The organism is Sphingobacterium shayense (assembly GCF_013179575.1).
GTDB classification, from domain to species: Bacteria; Bacteroidota; Bacteroidia; order Sphingobacteriales; family Sphingobacteriaceae; genus Sphingobacterium; species Sphingobacterium shayense.
In genome coordinates this window covers 1-18,024 of the sequence record NZ_JABMCQ010000021.1, presented here as the reverse complement: position 1 = coordinate 18,024, position 18,024 = coordinate 1, and the positions used below count along the sequence as shown (strand labels likewise).

13 protein-coding genes are annotated in these 18,024 nt (G+C 41.2%); 8 read left to right on the top strand and 5 right to left on the bottom strand.

All coding sequences use genetic code 11. The features are described 5' to 3' along the window. Positions 1-721 precede the first annotated feature (721 nt). Genes HP439_RS04515 through HP439_RS04505 form a run of 3 tightly spaced genes read left to right on the top strand, consistent with a single transcriptional unit; the run spans position 722 to position 6,848 of the window. Entirely contained in the window at positions 722-2,278 is a 1,557-nt protein-coding gene (locus HP439_RS04515) for a TlpA family protein disulfide reductase (protein ID WP_172389158.1), read from the top strand. After that, the gene (locus tag HP439_RS04510; protein WP_172389157.1) at positions 2,271-5,489 is read left to right on the top strand and encodes a SusC/RagA family TonB-linked outer membrane protein; all 3,219 of its coding nucleotides are present in this window, start codon (positions 2,271-2,273) and stop codon (positions 5,487-5,489) included. The genes HP439_RS04515 and HP439_RS04510 overlap by 8 nt, the downstream gene beginning before the upstream one ends. Positions 5,490-5,492: 3 nt before the next feature. Beyond that, entirely contained in the window at positions 5,493-6,848 is a 1,356-nt protein-coding gene (locus tag HP439_RS04505; RefSeq protein WP_172389156.1) for a RagB/SusD family nutrient uptake outer membrane protein, read from the top strand. A gap of 46 nt (positions 6,849-6,894) precedes the next feature. On the opposite strand, the gene HP439_RS04500 is transcribed toward HP439_RS04505, so the two are convergent. From HP439_RS04500 to HP439_RS19640, 3 genes are all read right to left on the bottom strand, one after another. Then, positions 6,895-7,221, bottom strand: coding sequence for a hypothetical protein (locus tag HP439_RS04500; protein ID WP_172389155.1), 327 nt, complete (start codon positions 7,219-7,221; stop codon positions 6,895-6,897). Between the two features lie 145 nt (positions 7,222-7,366). Then, positions 7,367-7,909 carry a MauE/DoxX family redox-associated membrane protein gene (locus HP439_RS04495; protein ID WP_172389154.1) on the bottom strand — a complete coding sequence of 181 codons (543 nt, stop codon included), beginning with the start codon at positions 7,907-7,909 and terminating at the stop codon, positions 7,367-7,369. A gap of 207 nt (positions 7,910-8,116) precedes the next feature. Continuing rightward, positions 8,117-9,145 carry a helix-turn-helix domain-containing protein gene (locus HP439_RS19640; RefSeq protein ID WP_172389153.1) on the bottom strand — a complete coding sequence of 343 codons (1,029 nt, stop codon included), beginning with the start codon at positions 9,143-9,145 and terminating at the stop codon, positions 8,117-8,119. A 291-nt stretch (positions 9,146-9,436) separates the two neighbouring features. Here HP439_RS19640 and HP439_RS04485 point away from each other — a divergent pair, with 291 nt between their 5' ends. From HP439_RS04485 to HP439_RS04465, 5 genes are all read left to right on the top strand, one after another. Beyond that, positions 9,437-9,580, top strand: coding sequence for a hypothetical protein (locus HP439_RS04485; protein WP_172389152.1), 144 nt, complete (start codon positions 9,437-9,439; stop codon positions 9,578-9,580). 54 nt (positions 9,581-9,634) lie between these two features. Continuing rightward, positions 9,635-10,537 (top strand): hypothetical protein, encoded by a 903-nt coding sequence (locus tag HP439_RS04480; RefSeq protein WP_172389151.1) that lies wholly within the window; start codon positions 9,635-9,637, stop codon positions 10,535-10,537. 32 nt (positions 10,538-10,569) lie between these two features. Then, positions 10,570-11,622 (top strand): histidine kinase, encoded by a 1,053-nt coding sequence (locus tag HP439_RS04475; protein WP_172389150.1) that lies wholly within the window; start codon positions 10,570-10,572, stop codon positions 11,620-11,622. Positions 11,623-11,632: 10 nt separating this feature from the next. Further along, a complete protein-coding gene (locus HP439_RS04470; protein WP_172389149.1) occupies positions 11,633-12,370 on the top strand; it encodes a LytR/AlgR family response regulator transcription factor in 738 nt (245 codons plus the stop codon). Positions 12,371-12,692: 322 nt separating this feature from the next. Continuing rightward, positions 12,693-13,859, top strand: a complete 1,167-nt coding sequence (locus tag HP439_RS04465) for a hypothetical protein (RefSeq protein WP_172389148.1) — start codon at positions 12,693-12,695, stop codon at positions 13,857-13,859. Positions 13,860-14,448: 589 nt separating this feature from the next. Here HP439_RS04465 and HP439_RS04460 read toward each other — a convergent pair. Next, entirely contained in the window at positions 14,449-15,102 is a 654-nt protein-coding gene (locus HP439_RS04460; protein ID WP_172389147.1) for a hypothetical protein, read from the bottom strand. Between the two features lie 7 nt (positions 15,103-15,109). Further along, positions 15,110-18,024: RHS repeat domain-containing protein (locus tag HP439_RS04455; RefSeq protein ID WP_172389146.1), on the bottom strand; the 2,915-nt coding region annotated here is incomplete at its 5' end.

The window sequence follows — 18,024 nt, the reverse complement described above, 5'->3', positions numbered from 1 at the left end:
GTCAGTCTTCGTAGCGGTTAACTTCGGTTAACAGGTTCTTGACGGTACCACGAGCGAAGCTATGGAGTTCGTCCTATTGGTTTTTACAAAACCAATTAGCTCTCTTTGTAGTTTCTCGAGTTACATCGTGTCATAACTAAACAAGAGTATGAAACGACTAGCATTATTAATGAAGAAACTCAATGGCTTAATTATTAATTGGGGTCGTCGATTTTCTCGTAAAACATTAATAAAGAACGTACCGTGCCATCCAGAATAGGAGGGTAAAAAGAAACAGACGTAAGGACAGAAATCTAGTGAGATCACCGAATTAGGCGATATAAAAAATCCGTTCGCTTAGTAAAATCCTATGTTAAATCCCTGCACTTGTCTGTCCCGGCCACCTTCTTTAACTATATAGACATGACGACTCATTGCCTCTAGTTGAAATTCAGCGATCGGTTTTAATTTTTAGTCATTTTAAATCTACGCTAATTTTTTCTTATTGACAAACGATGTATTTCAAGCCTTTAACACTCTATATGTTAAAGATTGGCCGGATGTTTTTCATCATTTCCGAAATGAATTGTTATTCAAGCCGTTATAGCCACTATGAACCACTGTTTTTTGCAAGCATTCGGAATTTCTTTTTTTTCACTACGATATGTAATAGTGTAGTTGATGCGACCTAGTTTGGTCTGATCATTATCTACGTATTTCGTTTCGTGCAAATCAAAATCGAATGCAAAAATTTCGCTTACGGGATTGCTGTGTGCCATTGAAGCGCCTTACCTCCCAATTTTATGCTTTTTTCCGATCAAAGAACAACCCGAGCCGGACATTATTCAGCTTCTTTTTGGTGTTTTTATTTTTATTGTTTAGTAATCTAGTGACAGCTCAGGAGCCCCGCAAGGACAGCGGGGCCGATGGGCGGTTGAATATTCAACCGCTGGCACCCGGAGATACGGTGCCTAAGGAAATATGGAATCTACCACTAAAACTCGTTAGACACAATGCGAAAACACGAACGGTAAAACTCGCCAACTACCGCGGGAAAATTATAATTTTTGATTACTGGGCTACATGGTGTCGTAGTTGTATTCAGACAGTTCCCAAAATGCATGCACAAGCTGCTGATTTCCCAGATGACATTGTTTTGTTGCCAGTAACACATGAAAGCGAGCAGCATATAAAAAGTTTTCTGGTTAAAACCCAGTCGCCACAAATCAGGCAGTTGGAAAAGGAATTCGAAACAGTGGTCGCTGGTGACATGCTTAAAAGATTGATACCTCATCAGACATTGCCTCATGTCGCAATTATTAATAGGGAAGGGGTGCTTGAGCTAGTTACTAAACCACCTTTTGTCAATCATGAACTACTAAATAACCTCGTGGAAGAAAAGGATTACCATCTTTCCACTTTTCAGACAACCCTAGATTCAACGCTACTTTCCTCAAATTTTCAAGACCGAAAGCTATATAAGCCAGTCTATTACTCAACGTTAATGGGGTATTTGGAAGGTTTTATTAATCCTACTAACGAGATGGTGGACGAAGCCCACGATATCAGGAGAGGATTTTTTATAAACAGACCAATATTACGGCTATTTCAGATTGCGATGCGTCCTCAGTTCAATATGTTGATGCCTTCCAGACGAATATTTGTACTCAGCGATATAGCGAGTATTGATTTCCTTCGTGATGGTTATGATTACCGCCGTTTTAATTATAGTTATGAATATGTATTACCAAAGAGCACAAAGGATGATGAAATTAAACGTCGGATGTTACGTGACCTTACAGACTTCACGGGGTACCAATCTTGTATTATTCAGCGAGAGCTTCTTTGTCTTGTAATCAGAAAAGCTATCGGTTCCGATATTCCGCGCCGTAAGCAGGTAGACTCAGCGGGGGTGATTCTGGATGGCGTTTTGGCGTTTAAGCGTGTGCCTGTATACTTTGGGCATTCAAAAAATGGCGCGCGCAATCATTTAAGAGCCACCAATTTGAACGCTTTAGTCCACGTCATGAATAATCTCAAGGATAGCGCAGTGCCCTTTGTTATCAATGAGACGGATATTGATTATCGGGTAGATCTCGATCTTCCGGATAAGCTCGCTGATATCCCAGCTTTTATGGAGACGCTTAGGAAACAGGGATTGCTCGTATCGCTTGAGAACAGACAATTGGATGTCTTCGTGTTTTCCGATAAGCCAATTGACCGTAAAAAGTTAATGAATGCATCGTTAAGGCTTGGAAAATATAGTTACGTGGTAGAAAAGGAGGTAACCGATGAATAAGTTTTTTTTACAAGTCGTCATCCTTTTACTGGCCGGATTGTGGACTTCTCTAGGATTCGCTCAACATAGAATACGATTAGTGACTGGCGTGATTGTATCAAATATCGATGGTTCCCCGGTTGACAACGCAACAATCAGGATCGAAGGTATAAAAAGATCGTATGTATCTGATAAGGATGGCAAATTTTCTATTCCATTGCCTAACAAGAAAGAGGCTTATACATTTTATGTTCGAAAGCTAGGCTTCTTGACGATCGAGAGGGAGGTTGTCCTACACAGTGATCTACGTGCCCTTACCATCCGAATGAGTCCATCTGAGAATATGCTTGAGGAGGTAATCATTAGTACAGGGTACCAACAGCTACCCAAGGAGCGAGCGACAGGTTCTTTCGAAGTAGTGAACGAAAAGCTTTTTAATAGACAGATCGGTGCTGACGTCATCAGCAGGCTAGATGGCATTATGCCAGGTATTTTTTTCGATAAGAGAGCGGGTGATGAAAAAAATATGATCGTACGTGGAGTTGCCTCACTGGGCCTTACCGATAGCAAGCCACTAATCATATTGGACAACTTTCCTTTTGAGGGAGATATAAATAGTATTAATCCGAACGATGTAGAAAATGTAACGTTACTCAAAGATGCCGCAGCCGCAAGCATATGGGGGGCAAAAGCTGGAAATGGCGTCCTGGTTATAACGACAAAAAGAGGTCGATATAATAGCCCTTGGAGTTTTTCTTTGGTAGCAAATACTTCTATAACCGAGCGCCCGGATCTTTTTTATTTACCCCAAATATCTTCGAAAGAATTTATCGATGTCGAACGATTTCTTTTCGAGAAAGGTGTTTTTAATTCGACGTTGAACAACAGTTCATCCCGGCCGCCGGTGACGCCTGTAGTAGAGCTTTTGAATAGGCATTCAAAGAGCGAAATATCGGATGCAGAACTAGAAGCACAGCTAGACGAGTTAAGTAAAGTTGATTTGCGAGATCAGTTAACCAATTATTTTTATCGTATTGGGGTTAATCAGCAGTATTCGACAACACTGAGCGGTGGGGGTGAGAAATATTCAGCTCTGGTTTCTTTAGGGTACGACCAAAATAATCACACATCGGTTGGCAGCGACTTCTCCCGTCTTAATTTGAATATACAGAATAGTTTTCGCCCACTTTCAAAATTGCAGCTAAACGTCGGCGTTAAATTTTCTTCCTTGTCAACCGGCAATAATCAAATTTCAAACCTCCAAATGCTGAACGGAAGAAATCTATATCCCTATGCCCGTTTAGTAGATGATTCGGGTCAGGCACTTGCTGTTGAAAAGGATTATAGAAGCCTTTATCTCGATGAGGTTGAGCAGCGAGGAACCTTGCTGGATTGGCGTTACCGTCCCTATGAAGAATTAAAGCTAAATGACCATAGAATCTCGACCAACAATATTCTTTTTAACGGGCGGGTTGGATACGATTTATTAAAGGGACTTACGGCAGAGCTTTATTACCAATATGAATACCAGCCTACGACAGATAGACAGCATTTTAGTCCAGATAGCTATTATGCCCGAAATATGATAAACCGGTTTACACAAATAACCGACGATGAGGTAATACGCCCTGTACCACCAGGTGGAGTATTAGACAGGAATCTTTCTTATTTAACGGCGCATTCTGTGCGAGGACAACTGAATTTTAATCGGTCATGGAAACAAAACAGTTTAATTGCAATAGGAGGAATGGAGGTGCGTCATAGTGAAACCGAAGGTAATAGTAACCGTCTTTACGGATATAACGACGATATTTTAACCAGCGGGCTCGTGGATTATGTTACTCGTTTTCCAATCTATGATGACTTAGGTTTTAAAAGTAGCATTCTTTATCCCAACCGTGGATTTGGCTCTGTACAACGATTTGTTTCCCTATACGCAAATGCCGCGTATACGTTCGACGACCGGTATACACTGTCAGCAAGTGCCAGAAGGGATGCCTCCAACTTGTTTGGGGTGGAAACAAATGACAAGTGGACACCTTTATGGTCAATTGGTGGATCATGGAATTTAGCTAAAGAGAAGTTCTTTGTGATGGACGCTCTGCCGATCCTGAAAATACGAGGAACCTATGGCTTTAGCGGAAATGTATCCAATGGCCAAGCTGCAGTAACCACATTGGAATACCGAGGAAATAGTAGAGTAGGGAGATTCCCATATGCGGTTATTAAAAATCCGCCCAACCCTAATCTACGTTGGGAAAAAATCGAATCTTTAAATCTTGGTTTAGAGTTTGGACTCAGGAACAATAGATTAAACGGAAGTATAGAGTTTTATAGAAAGACGGCGACAGATTTGCTCAGTATAGTTAACGCCGATCCTACAACTGGATTTTCTTTTCTAACCTTAAACAGCGCTATTGTACGAAACGCGGGAGTCGATTTTTCACTTCACGGTAATGCCAGTATTGGACAACTCAAATGGTCGGGCGATCTTATGCTATCGGCAAATAAGAATAGAGTCGTTCAATATCTCTGGGAAGTAACAAATCCTAGCCAATGGGTCGGCGGAGGGGTTTCCGTATCTCCAATAGAAGGACAACCCGCATATCCAGTAGTGAGCTATAAGTTTGCCGGGCTAGATCCAGAAAATGGCGATCCGCTCGGCTATTTGAATGAACAGAAATCTTCTGATTATGCTGCTTTAACTCGGCAAGCGTCTATGGATGACCTTTTATTTCATGGATCGGCACTTCCGGAGCTTTATGGTGGGATCCGAAATACCTTTACGTGGCGTGGAATGTCGATTTCAGCAAACCTAACCTATAGAGGACGTTACTATTTTAGAAGAGAAACGGTGAATTATTCGACACTGCTTACTGTGAATGGTATTGCCTCGCACGGGGACTTTACTGACCGATGGCAAAAGCCAGGGGATGAGTCGTGGACGACCGTTCCCTCCCTGATATATCCGTCGAACGCTAGACGTGACGATTTTTATAGAGAATCGTCAATCAATGTAGAACGCGGAGATCATATCCGACTCCAGGACGTAAACTTGACTTATGATATTCGATCGAAAAAGACTCCACGACTATTTAGAGATCTCAAAGTAACAATGTATGCCAGAAATTTAGGAATATTATGGCGTTTGAATAAGCACGGACTAGATCCAGACACCCGACAGCTTCCGCTACAACGGATATGGTCCTTAGGTTTAACAGCAAATTTTTAAGTTATGAAAGTAAAATCGATTTCTATACTAGTCGTTTGGATAGGCTTCTTATGTTCATGTTCGCATTATCTAGACGAGAAACCCGACAGATCTTTAGCTGTTCCCGATAACCTTCGAGATTTGCAGGCATTATTGGATGATGAAGATAGAATGATAATGAACTACCCTGCGGCAGGCGACATCGCAGCTGACTACTATTTTTTGGACGAGGCGGATTGGTTATCCCGTACCGTAGAGGTTAGAGATACCTATGTTTGGGACGAGGACGCTCAAAACGTACAGGATTGGACGAGCGCATACCAGCGAATATTCTACGCTAATGTAGTCTTGGACGCGGTTGATGAGGCTGAGAAAGGCGATATGACGGAACTAGAGCGAGCAGAAGTAAAAGGCAGTGCCTATTTTTTTAGAGGATGGACATATATGCAATTGGCGCAGCTTTTTTGTCCTTATTATGGTCTTGGGGTGGAGGACTCCGAATATGGCCTGCCTTTAAAAATTCACGCAGATATAACTGAACCGATAGTTCGGTCCTCTTTAAAAGAGACCTACGAACTGATTTTTGACGATTTAACGCACGCAGTACACTTATTGCCCACACGAAGCATCATCGCCACACGTCCTTCAAAGCACGCTGCGTACGGAGCATTAGCTCGCTTAAATTTAATTATAGGCGACTATCAGGCGGCATTGAGTTATGCCGATAGCTGCCTTGCTATAAATGATCAACTTTTAGATTACAATGATTTAGAGCCATCGTCTGCAATGCCCTTTGAAATTTTAAATCGCGAAGTTATTTTTCATGCAGTAATCCAAGCAAATTCAGGAGTCCATCATCAATCTCTCGCTTATGTGGACTCTTTGTTGATTGACGGTTATGAGGACGGTGATTTAAGGAAGGATGTGTTCTTTGTAGAGGATGAAAATGGTCGTTACCGGTTTAAAGGAGGATACCACGGAAGTAACTCGTCGATATTCGGGGGCCTTGCGTTGGATGAAATTTATCTTATTAGAGCCGAATGCTTGACTAGACTGGGATCTATCGATCAGGCGATTGAAATACTTGTCAGCTTTATGAAAACAAGAATGAAGGAGAACTCCTTCATAGCATACACGGGAATGGGGAAAAGCAATTTCCTTGAATTAATATTAAAGGAGAGGGAAAAGCAATTATTGTTCCGCGGAGGAATACGTTGGTCCGACCTTCGACGGTTGAATAGGGAGGAAAGATCAGCGAAGAATATTCAGCGAAGAATTGGAAACACTGTTTATAAGTTAGTTCCTTCTGATCTGCGATATACGTTCTTGCTCCCTTTAGAAGTTATACAAATCAGTGGGATAGCTCAAAACCCTCGCTAAAAAGTAGAGCGCGAGTTAATTCGCGCTCTTTCATGTTTAAAACAGATTAAGGATTATAGGGGGCCTTAATGATGTTCGGATGATCTGTGCTATTCTCCAATGCTTGCTCCAAACCTGAAACCGCACTGAAATCGGGCCTGCCGTTAGCATCCGCAGGTGCTAGCACAACACAAACCTCGTTTTCTCCTTCACAGTCGTTCTGTGTACCAGCTGGCACCTGAACGTAACTGTCAGGATTAGTAGGATCGCTTGCATCGTTAAGCCATTCTTGATCTACGAGAGTAGATTCAGTTTTCAATGCTGCGTTTACGGAGAATAGGCCTACCCCAAGTAATAATGCCATAAATGGGATAGCTTTAAGAATCTTTTTCATTTTGAATAATTTAAATTGTTAATAACATTTATTTATCGCGTGAAAATTTTGGTTATACATCTTGGTAACTCGCGTCTTACTCTGTTTAATCCCTATGGATTGTGGTGTTGAATTGTTGCAACTCCAAAAGGTATAGCTTTTATTTTCAATCGTCATTTATGATCTCCCGTCGGAAACCGCTATGCATAGTATGATTTGTTCTTTTTTGTATTTCGACATTCGATTTTTTGGCTTTGTGCTGAAGATAAAATCCAGCTAAGGAAATAACGGTGAATAAGGTGTTGAAGTAAAAATGTTCGCGCCAACCCATTTGCTGGAATATTTTTCCGCACGCGCAGATAACGTATCCGTAAACTTCTTTATAAGCTAAATATGAATAGATTGTGTAAATAGCCATCATGATGGTAGCCAGGAAGAAACCCGATAGCCTCGTTTTTTGTATACTGAGCAACAAGACAATAGAAATCTCTATAACAGGAAGCGCGTATATTAATATTGGCTGGGACCAAACTGGTAAAGGCTGCTTACCCATTTGAATAGAAAACACTGTTTGATTAATTATTTTGCCTAATCCCGTATTCAAAAAAAGGATGATAATTGCTGCAGCTAAAACAACCGAAAGTGCATATTCATAAGAACGCACGTGCAGATTGATATGATTTCGAATTTGGTCTATTAATGTATTCATTTCTTTAATCTTAAGGACACCGTTAAACGGCTTCTCCAGTATGAAAATTGTGACCTGAACAAAATTGCAAGTAGCGATGTTGTAAATTTTTTATGGCTTTACCTACTTTCTCACAAGCCAATTTCTATTGAACAAACTTAGATAGGATAACACAATGCATTATTATCTTGTTCTTGATATTTTATTGCCAGATCAGTGAGAGTTTAATTAGGTGTCAATAGAATCATTATGAGTTTCGTTTGTCTGGCTTTGGATATAATCTTTTGGGGTCATTTGAGTTTCTCGTTTAAAGAATCGGTAGAAGGCAGGTAGGTTCTCAAATCCACAGAGGTCGGACGTCTCCTTCGGCATTTTGCCCTCTCTCATTAGTCGCTTCGCTTTTTCAACGATGATACGTGTTTTTAATTGTGAGAGTGGCTCTCCTGTTTCACTTTTAAAAATTATTTGTAAATAATTTAGACTGATGGCTAACCTATCGGCTACTGCACCTAATTTATACCGAACACCTGTCGTTTCTACGTTTGATTCAAGGATAATTTTGGCAGCTTCGGCGATTGTAATTTTGTAGTTTTTTGGTTCATACTGATTTTCAATTTTTGTATTTGAGAGCTTTATTAACTCCTTCATTGTAGCGAATAGATATATTTGGCTCGATAAGTCCCCGGTCTTTATTTTTAGGCATAAAGCGTGAATATATGCCTCGGTTTTCGGATCTAAACTAAAATCTCTACTTATTAGCGGTGTAGTCGAGGAATTTCGGTGGGCATCCAGAAGAGGTTTTAGAAATGGAAACTCTCGATCACCTCCGTCATCAAACATCCCCACGTCGAAGTAAAATCCGAAAAGTTGATATTTTCCGGCTGCAAGAGTCATACTATAATTTCCTTTGGGTAAATAAGCATAGCGTGCTCGTCCTTGATCAAGAGAGAGTATGTTTTGATTTTCGGAATCAGATAGCAAAATTTTGGTTCTCGAGTGTATAAGATATCCTACATATAAATCCGATCGGTCTACCTCAACGGGAATGCATACTTTTTCGTCCACTATGATGTTATACTGTTGTAAATAACCTAAACGCCCCTTGAAACTCTGTTCTATACAGGTCTTCCCTCTATTCTTTCGAAAAACAATATCACCGTCATTAAATAGGAGGGGCGGAGTGGGGGTATTAGCACTTTCTTTCGAAAGTGCTGGACCGAAGATGGGGGTCGTTATTAAATGGAAGGTCTTCCTCACGGCATTTGTTTTGGCAATCTAATATAAACTCAATGGGTATTAAGTCGATGTTCTTTTCGCACATAGTACTTTCAGCGGGGGTAGCGTCATTTTTAATTTCGTAGATCGCAAAATGCCTTACTAAGCTAAATTACGAAATCAACGACCGGTAAATATATCACATAATTTCTCTATACGAAATTATTTTTCAGTATTAAAAAACAGTCGGATATTACAGCAATTCAATGTCTAGAACGTAAGAATTGGCCACTCTACTTTTAGACGCGTGTAACACTTAAAACAATAAAAGTTATGAAAAACTTAAAAGAGCAAGTACTCGTAAATCACCCACAAACCGTCCTTTCTAATACATTGACAGGATGGCCACAATTACGTGAGTTAATGGATCAAGAAGAAGAGATTCTTGATAGAAAGTGTCCAATAGTAACTCCTTAGAAAATCCTTAGAAGGCTCTTCAGCAAGAGCCTTCTAAATTTAATCGATAAAGAAATGTTAAATCCTATACTTAGCGATTGGGAATTTGCACTTTTCAGTGCGAATATCCACCAGTTTTTCCCGACTATGTCGTGGGAAGAGCATGACACCTTATATGACAAGTGGCGAACCTTCCACCACCGTGTTCGACCTCCTTTAGCCTTAACTGTTGTGAATATCGATCAGTTAAGAACTCTAAAACCAGGAATACTCACTTTGTTTCATTTAGGTTGCCACCTAGAATCTCCTATAGCACTAGCGGACTCTGGGCTTGTTTTTGATATCATACTAGATGAGCAGGTGTATACTACCTCTCGGGACGTGCTGAACGATATGTTACAAAAAATAAATGATCTGGGTCAGGGTAGTTATACTTTTTTATTTAGTAGTGATCCCAAACTGCTGCTTAAATGTCGAAGTAGCTTTAAAAAAGGCAAGCATGTTTTGGTATTTGCCGACGGTTCTTCCGGCAGCAATGAATCCAACAAGGATCTAAGGACGAGAGTTCCTTTTCTTGCAGGACATCTATGCTGTAAGCAGGGGATTCCTCGTCTGGCATTTATATTTGATGTTAAAATATATCCGTTTGTTACAACCCAGAATCACACCAACGCTACTTCGCTCGAACTTCAATCTATTATTGCCCCAAAAAGCGGTCAGAAAAAGGACGATTTTACACGTACCGCCCTAACGGCCCTTTATAGAATGTTAGAAAGAGCGATTCAAAACAATCCATGGCGATGGGAGTGCTGGTCATACCTACATAGTAATGGTATGCTTGACACAGATCTAGGAAGCAGGAATGAACAATTTGCCTGCCAAGGCCCCTATTTATTCGTTCGTGCAAGGAAAGGATTCTGTCTTTTTGATAGACGTTATTATTGCGTTCAAGAAATAAATCTTTCCCGCGATAGTTGAAATTTGTATATTAGAGGTTAAAATGCCGACCGATGTTTATGAATCTAACGAAAATAACCTCTTGGAATACACTTAGTTTTTTCGTTTTTGCTGGTGTCTTTTGGTTGATCAATACGAAAATACCTTCGGTAATAATTCCAATTAACCAGATAATTGCGATAAGTTTCCTTTTTGCCTTATTGTATTGCAGTTTCTTTATTTGCTGGTGGTGGATTTCGGCGAAAAGTCCTTATGTTCGGGTTGCAGGTTTTTCATCGCTCATCGTTATGGTTGGGTTGATATTCGGCTTCTCGTATCCATTGATTTACGATTTATTACCCAAACTTGGGGTTGTTTTTCATGATCCATCACATAAATTTAACGTTTCGGAATTTCAAACACGAATTTTGACAGCAACGACTTTTATAGTAATACTAGGCGCTGTGATGGCCTTTCTTTTACGGTACAAGTTAAATAAAGCTCTATTGCATAAGGCTGAGCAGAAAGGAAAGGAATTACAACGTACCATTGCGGAAATTCAGCAGCGGGTAAAAAGTAAACATCTCACACCGCACTTCATCGCAAATGTGATTACCGGCACAATGGGGCTCTTGGGTAAACGCAATCATGAGAAATATATCGAGAGATTATTGGATTTATCCAGCTTAATGCATTACGCAATTGAAATGCAAGAGGAGGATAAAGTCGTAACCTGGGAAGAGGAGTGGGAGAAAGTCATGCAACTAGTAGAACTTACTAAGTTGTGCTTTGGTACTGCCTCGGTAATTTGCGAATATAGATTCGCTGCACCTCAAGTCGAATTGCCGATAGGGATACTGTTAATGCCTATAGAGAATGCTCTGAAATATGGTTCGATTTCCGAAAACGCTCCATTACTATTGACTGTAGAACAGTGGGATGACAGGTGGTTTTTCAGTGTGCAGAATAAATATCTATTTGCAAAGCGGAATTCCATTGCCTCTTCTAAAACAGGCTATGTTATAATGCAGCGCCGGATTGATAGAGGGAATTTGCAGATCGTTTTAGATTCAGCGGATGGCGGGGACCAATTTGTTGCGACCATAAGTGGACGGTGTAGTACTTAATTAATTACCTATGAAAAAGGAGACTTACTCGATAATGATTCTTGACGACCAATTGACATCTACCGCACTTATTGAGTACATGCTTTGCCGCCTAGACTATATTAAGATCGTTCATCGTTCTCAAGATCCTATTGAAGCCTTAAAGCTCCTTAAATTGCAACCGGTTGATATTTTATTTCTCGATATGGACATGCCAACGATGATGGGTTGGGAGTTCGCAAACTTACTTGACCCTCGTCCGGTTATAATAGTGATTTCTGGCTATACGGATTTCGCATATCAAGCTCATGAGATTGGTGCCAAAGGCTATTTGCGTAAAATTCCTTCTTGGGACCTATTGAGAAGGACGCTTAGTGATGCAATTCGAGAAGTAGACTTCATAGATTCTGTTACCAAAAATGGAAGTACATTTGTAAAACTTAGACGGTACAAGGCAAAAAATGAGGAAAGTATACATCATCATGAAATCCGGTATGCCACGGTACTCGACAAAGAGCTAACTCTCTTTTTGAAGCAGCAACAGACCTTCGTGTCTTTAGCGTCATTAAACTATTTGATGGACCAACTTCCTTCTAATAAATTTGTCCGAATTAGTGCAAGTCAGATGGTGGCAATTGACGAAATTAGAATCTACTCTAAGACCCAGGTCGAGCTGAAAGATGGAGATGAAATTCTGACAATTCATAAGCCGAATGCGTATTATGCAATTGATAACATTTTGAATGGGTTGAATGAAGATGGGCTTTAAGATCAATTTGGTCTGTAAGTTGATTCGAATAGCACAACGAATGCCTATGCGTTAGCCAACCTTCTCAATCAATTTTCTTGAAAAATATCGATAATGAATCTCGATTAGGACTCTGAACAGGATGGAATACTGAGGCTCCTGTAGACTGCGGAGACGAAATCAATTTGCCGTGTTATTACGTTCGAATGTAAAAATGTAGTATCCATCGGGCGGTACCGGATTCTTTATGGTTTTATAATATTTGTCGCTTTATATCAACAATGCGTACGAATTCTGTTTCTCCAAGATGGAACCTCCGCACGCAATAAACCTTTCTTTGCTTATGAATAATGACATCCTGGTATGGCTTCATGATTTACAAAGACGATCGGCTCCGGCAGATGTTCTCGCCATTTCAAACGAAACCTCTGTTTCTCTATTGATAGGTGAGATTACGAATGATATCAACTTATTTCGTTTAAGTTTGATCTCAGAAATAGGACAGTCTCGCAAAATGGCGACTTCCGTATTATCTGCTATCGTCCAGACGAGCAACGCGCTCCACAGTTTTCTCCTTAGACATGAAGAATCGTCTTTACCGAGTCTTGAAAATCAGGAGGTCTGCCGGTTTTACGTAGATGTGTTGGATCTTTTAGAATCTCTGTCAGACTGGGTGGAAGAGCTTCTTTCTGTCGTTAATAGGAAATTACTCGACGTGCTGCCTGTATCTAACTATAAACATTCTCGTCTTAAACTTGAGTTTTCGACAGGGCTACGAGTATTAACGGTCTATCTGAATAAATCGACAATCGATCCACAGCTAGCGGCATTGCTGTTGGATGAATTTAATTTATTAATTACAAAGACGTGGGTAAGTGTCGCAAGCGTTAGATATATTGCAGCTTTTTCAAGAGCCTTTGCGTCTGGGAAACCAAAGACAACAATGGAGCTCGTTTTTTTTCTTTATCGGTATAATTTTAACAGCTCCGTGTTTTTGTCCTATTGCTTCATGCATTGTAGTGATATCATCGCTAGTGAACCTGGGCTTTATGAACAGCTCGATGTACTTTGCCGGATCGAAGATCGGATTAACATATTATCGAGCGGTAGTACCGATCAATGGTGCCGCACTAATCCATCAATCGACGAACAGATATCGAAATACATCGATAAAAAGAAACGTTTTTTACATCATCAATTAAAATTTCGACGCGTGGTACTACGGGCTCCATCAATCGGAGAAACTTCAGGAAGAATGCGACTAAATCTTTCAGTTGCTCAGCTGGCTTTATTTATCCGATTGTTTATTATAGTTGGTGTAATCCCAAATGAAGATATTGGTAAAATATTCGCATTCTTCGCACGACATTTTTATACAAAGAACGCTCAGTTTATTTCTTCGGACAGCTTGCAAAGAAAGTCAACCGACGTTGAGCTATCGACTGCAAAGAAACTAAAGTCGATTCTCATTTCGAAAGTTAATTGGCTTAATAAGACTTTTAACGGTTAACACGAATAAATTTTCGCTAATGCTTTCGTTCTTACTTTTCCTTCTATGAGCATTGAGAACTGATGTTTGTTGGTAGATATATAGATAGTGGTTTGTTGGGTTGCGCAAGCGGTATTTTCTAGTTTGGGCCGGTATCTATTTTAGCGCGTGTAGGGTCCCAAAGATTACTCTCTGCAAAGGTAGCTGAAAATTGTATACTTTTTCGGATTGTAGCTATGGAAGTAGACGATATCATATAACATTAAGAAAGGGAATGGGCTGGTCGCACAGTGATCTGGCAAAGCAGGGTGCTGTATCCAGGGAGATGATAGGCGAGGACGAGCGTGTTGAGGCCGTACCGTCCATCGTGACGACTAAAGATAGCGTCGGCATTGGACGTGACAGTCGATTACCTTGCAGGAGAGGTCAGTTGTGCAGTCTTCGATCATCGGAGCATGGAAAGGATGCAGTATGTTGAAAAGTTTAGCGAGGGCAAAAAATAGCATGTGTTCGCACTGCTCCACGCATTTCTCGCCGAGTAGATGATGCAGGTAATACTAAAGTAAAAACCCCAATCGGATGAAAATTGGGGTTATATCTAAGTAAAAAACTATGAGGTAACTTTTTCTTTCGTCTTCTCTGGAATATCTTTAAAAGGTGGTGTCGTACTTTCTATACTAAGGTACTCTTCTACGACTTCATTCATTTCTTCTTTAGAAAATCTGTTGGTAACTTTATCTTGACTCATAATTTGAAGCATAATATCGAATAACTTCGTTCGTTCTTGCCAAGACAGGCCATATTCACGCTTATAGTATTCTAAAACGATTTTAAACCGTATATGGATGGCGCTATGGATAAAAAAATAATTTAAGTGGTTTATTGAGTTATTGTTTTGAACTTTGTTTGCATACATAAGTAGATATCGTCCTCCTGACAAATAGAACCCTGTTCCATCATCCGTTATATATTTGAACGATGGAAGGTCTTTCGCATCTATATCGATATCTTCTATGTAATCCACAACAAACTTATTCATGCCCCTTTTACTGAACTGATAGCAAAGAATATCACCGAAAAGCTTTTGGTCGCTTGTGTCTGAAGAGTATACGCTTAATAAAATTGTTCCTGTTACGCCCGAGATCTGGTCAAGATCTATATATGAGCAATATAGATTATCGGTTTGATAATCCATTAGAAAATTATAATCTAAAAAAGGAATAGATTTAACGGAAAAATACCCAAAAAATTTCTTCAACATCATTTCAATATCAATTAAAAAGTTTTTGCCAATCAGGCACATTTTTCGACAACCATGTTTCGGCCTTCTTCATATATTCAACATAGTCCTTTCTTTTTGGGTTAAAGGCGTTACGCACGTTTGCCACCGCTCCTTTTGACCTAACATGTTCAAGAACTCTCTGTTCGATCGCTCTAAGAAGTTTAGGATCTGCTATACCGTTTAATACCGGTTTAATACTTTTTCTCACTCTTTCAGCTTCACTATATCGTTTAAATACATTGAAACTTTTTCCGATATATGTTAGCCCCCCTACAACCCCTTTGTAGACGGTATTGATACCCGCTTTACCACCAACGTAACCAGGTATTTCCAGCATAGTGACATTATTTGGATCGGTCAACATGTTATGTCGTCCCCCTTCCTGCCAATATATACTAGTTGCATTCGCCATCCTACTCCTGGCGTTAGAAGCTTGTCCTTCCGCGCCTCCAACCCATCCTCCACTTTCAAATGCACTCCTCCCGGTAACAACTACTTCATCTAACTCGAGCTTAAAGCCGTTATCGGCATTGCTAATATGATCAGATGATTCCTTAAAACCTGCATTTGGATTAGAATTTAAAAACCCTAGAAATTTCTCAATTTCACCTTGATCCGTGATATTTATGTTGCCGTCAGCATCCACTTTATACATACCTGTCGGATCAATAAAATTGATAGGATTATTTTCGACATAGGCATAAGGAGAATACGAAGAATATATTTCCGCCAGTGGATCCGCTACGTTCCACCTGCCGATCTCTGCGTCGTAGAACCTTGCTCCATAATCGAGCTGATCGAGCTGTAGTTCTAGCTGTTTCTCTTTACCATTGTACTTGTACAGGTTGGATGCTGAATTCAGACCTGCTCCCGTATTCATCTCCTTGCCAAAAGCATAGTAGTCCTGAACCTGTTTAACCGCTCCTGTGTGATCGACTACAACTCGAGTATTGCCGAGAAGGTCTGTTAGGAAATATTCGTAAATAAAAGAACTGCCACTAGGAAGGATCCTACCTTCCTCTGTCTGTATAAACTCGATTACCCCATTTTTATACTGGATGCCGTCTACGTACTCGGTGACTGCTGCGCCCAACGTTTTGGTCCGTTTGTTACCCAGCGCATCGTACGTATAGAGCAGATGCTGCGTACCTTTTACAAACTTCTTGGGTAAATTTAAATAATTATATTGAATCTCCGTAATTCCCAGACGAGAATCTGTTCTCCCGTTTCCGTTGGCATCGTAGCTGAAGGTGTTGCTCCGTGCGGCTGTCCCCGAATCTGTGACTTTGGTCAGTTGGTTGCCTACGTAAGTATATTTAAAATGATTGTGCCAGCCGGAGGATCCATTGGTCCGCCTTAACGTATCAATGTTCCCCATCACATCATAGGCAAGCTCTTCGTTGAAGAAGTTGTTTTTGCCGGAAGCTGTGTAGGCTGCCTTTTTCAGGCGGTTCAGCATATCATAGCTGTAGCTATAGGTTTGAACAGGTGTCTGCGTCTGTCCGGCAGCTACCATGGTATTCCACTGAACCGAGGCTATATTCCCGTTGTATGCGCGCGCGTTGCCTCCATAAGTGAAGGTCATACCGAAACGTTTCTTAGCTGAAACAGCCGCCGGATTATTGATTGAGGTGATCCAGCCACGCTCGTTATAGGCGTATGAAATCTGCTGCACAGCAGCTGTACCGCTACCGTGGAGATCTTTCTGCTTCAGCTGACCGATCTCGTTATAGGTGAGGCTGCTCTGCAGGATCTCCGCCTGCGCATTTACTTTCTTTTTGGTCTGCTCCAGACGTCCCACATGATCATAGGTATTGGTCGTCAGAATCGTGGTCACCGCGCCGCTTGCACTTGCTTTATGCTGCCGTTTACTGGTTAAAAGCTCACCCGGAAAGTTATAGGTATTGGTTACATAGTCCGTCCCGCCGAGCTGGTTCTGCGAAGCAGATTGGATCAGACGGCCCCGGTCATCGTAATAGTTGATTGTAAGTTGTTCAGCCGTCCCGTCCACAGTCGTGACACGCACCCCGGTAAGTAGCGATTTGGTTTTCTGACTTTTCGTGACACCTACAGCCTGCAATGCAGCTGTAGTCGCGCCGTTAAAAGTGTAATCGTCGTAGTAATTGATCACATGGGGAATAACCGTCTCCCCGATAGGAAAAGCACGGTCGACATAGTTTAACGTTCCTAGGCGCTCTTCCCATAGATGCTGTACATTGTTCACCTTCGGATGGCTGTCCACCGTGCTCTGCGCAGCAGCCTGTGTGTTTAATCCGGTATTCGTATAAACCCCTGTATGGGCAACACGTCCGAAAGCATCGTACTTCGTATAGATCCAGCTGCCGGTAGCCCGTTGCAGCGCATCCTGCCGTAATACTTCCTGATCATTGGCATTATATGCGATCCATTCCCAACCTTTTCCCGGAACCTTCTTTTCGATCAGTCTTCGCCGCCCGTCGTAATGGTAAGCATAAACATATCTGTTGAAATTAATATCGGTAGTCACTTCGGTAAATGAACTGACACTAACGGCCGGAGGAATCACATAACAAAGATCTCCGAAATCATCGTAAGCATAATACGTGTTGAGCGCTTTGGTATTGCTCTCCCATATCCGCTTTAGCACCACACGGTCCTGAAAATCTTTAAATTCTTCAATGGTACCGCCCTTGCCGTTTGCGGCTATCCAGTTCTCATCTTTGATAACCGTCTTGTAGAGTTTCCCAGCTCCGTAATTGGATGCACTGCTGGCTCCTGAAGCTTTGCCGCTAGAATAGGTTACCTTCCACAGTTTAACCGCCTCGGTCCCAGTTGCCACATTGGTACCATACTCAGTTTCCACGGTGCGGCCGGTCGCTGCCGCCAAGTCACGGTTGGCGATGGGCTGCCAGGCAGCGCCCGGCG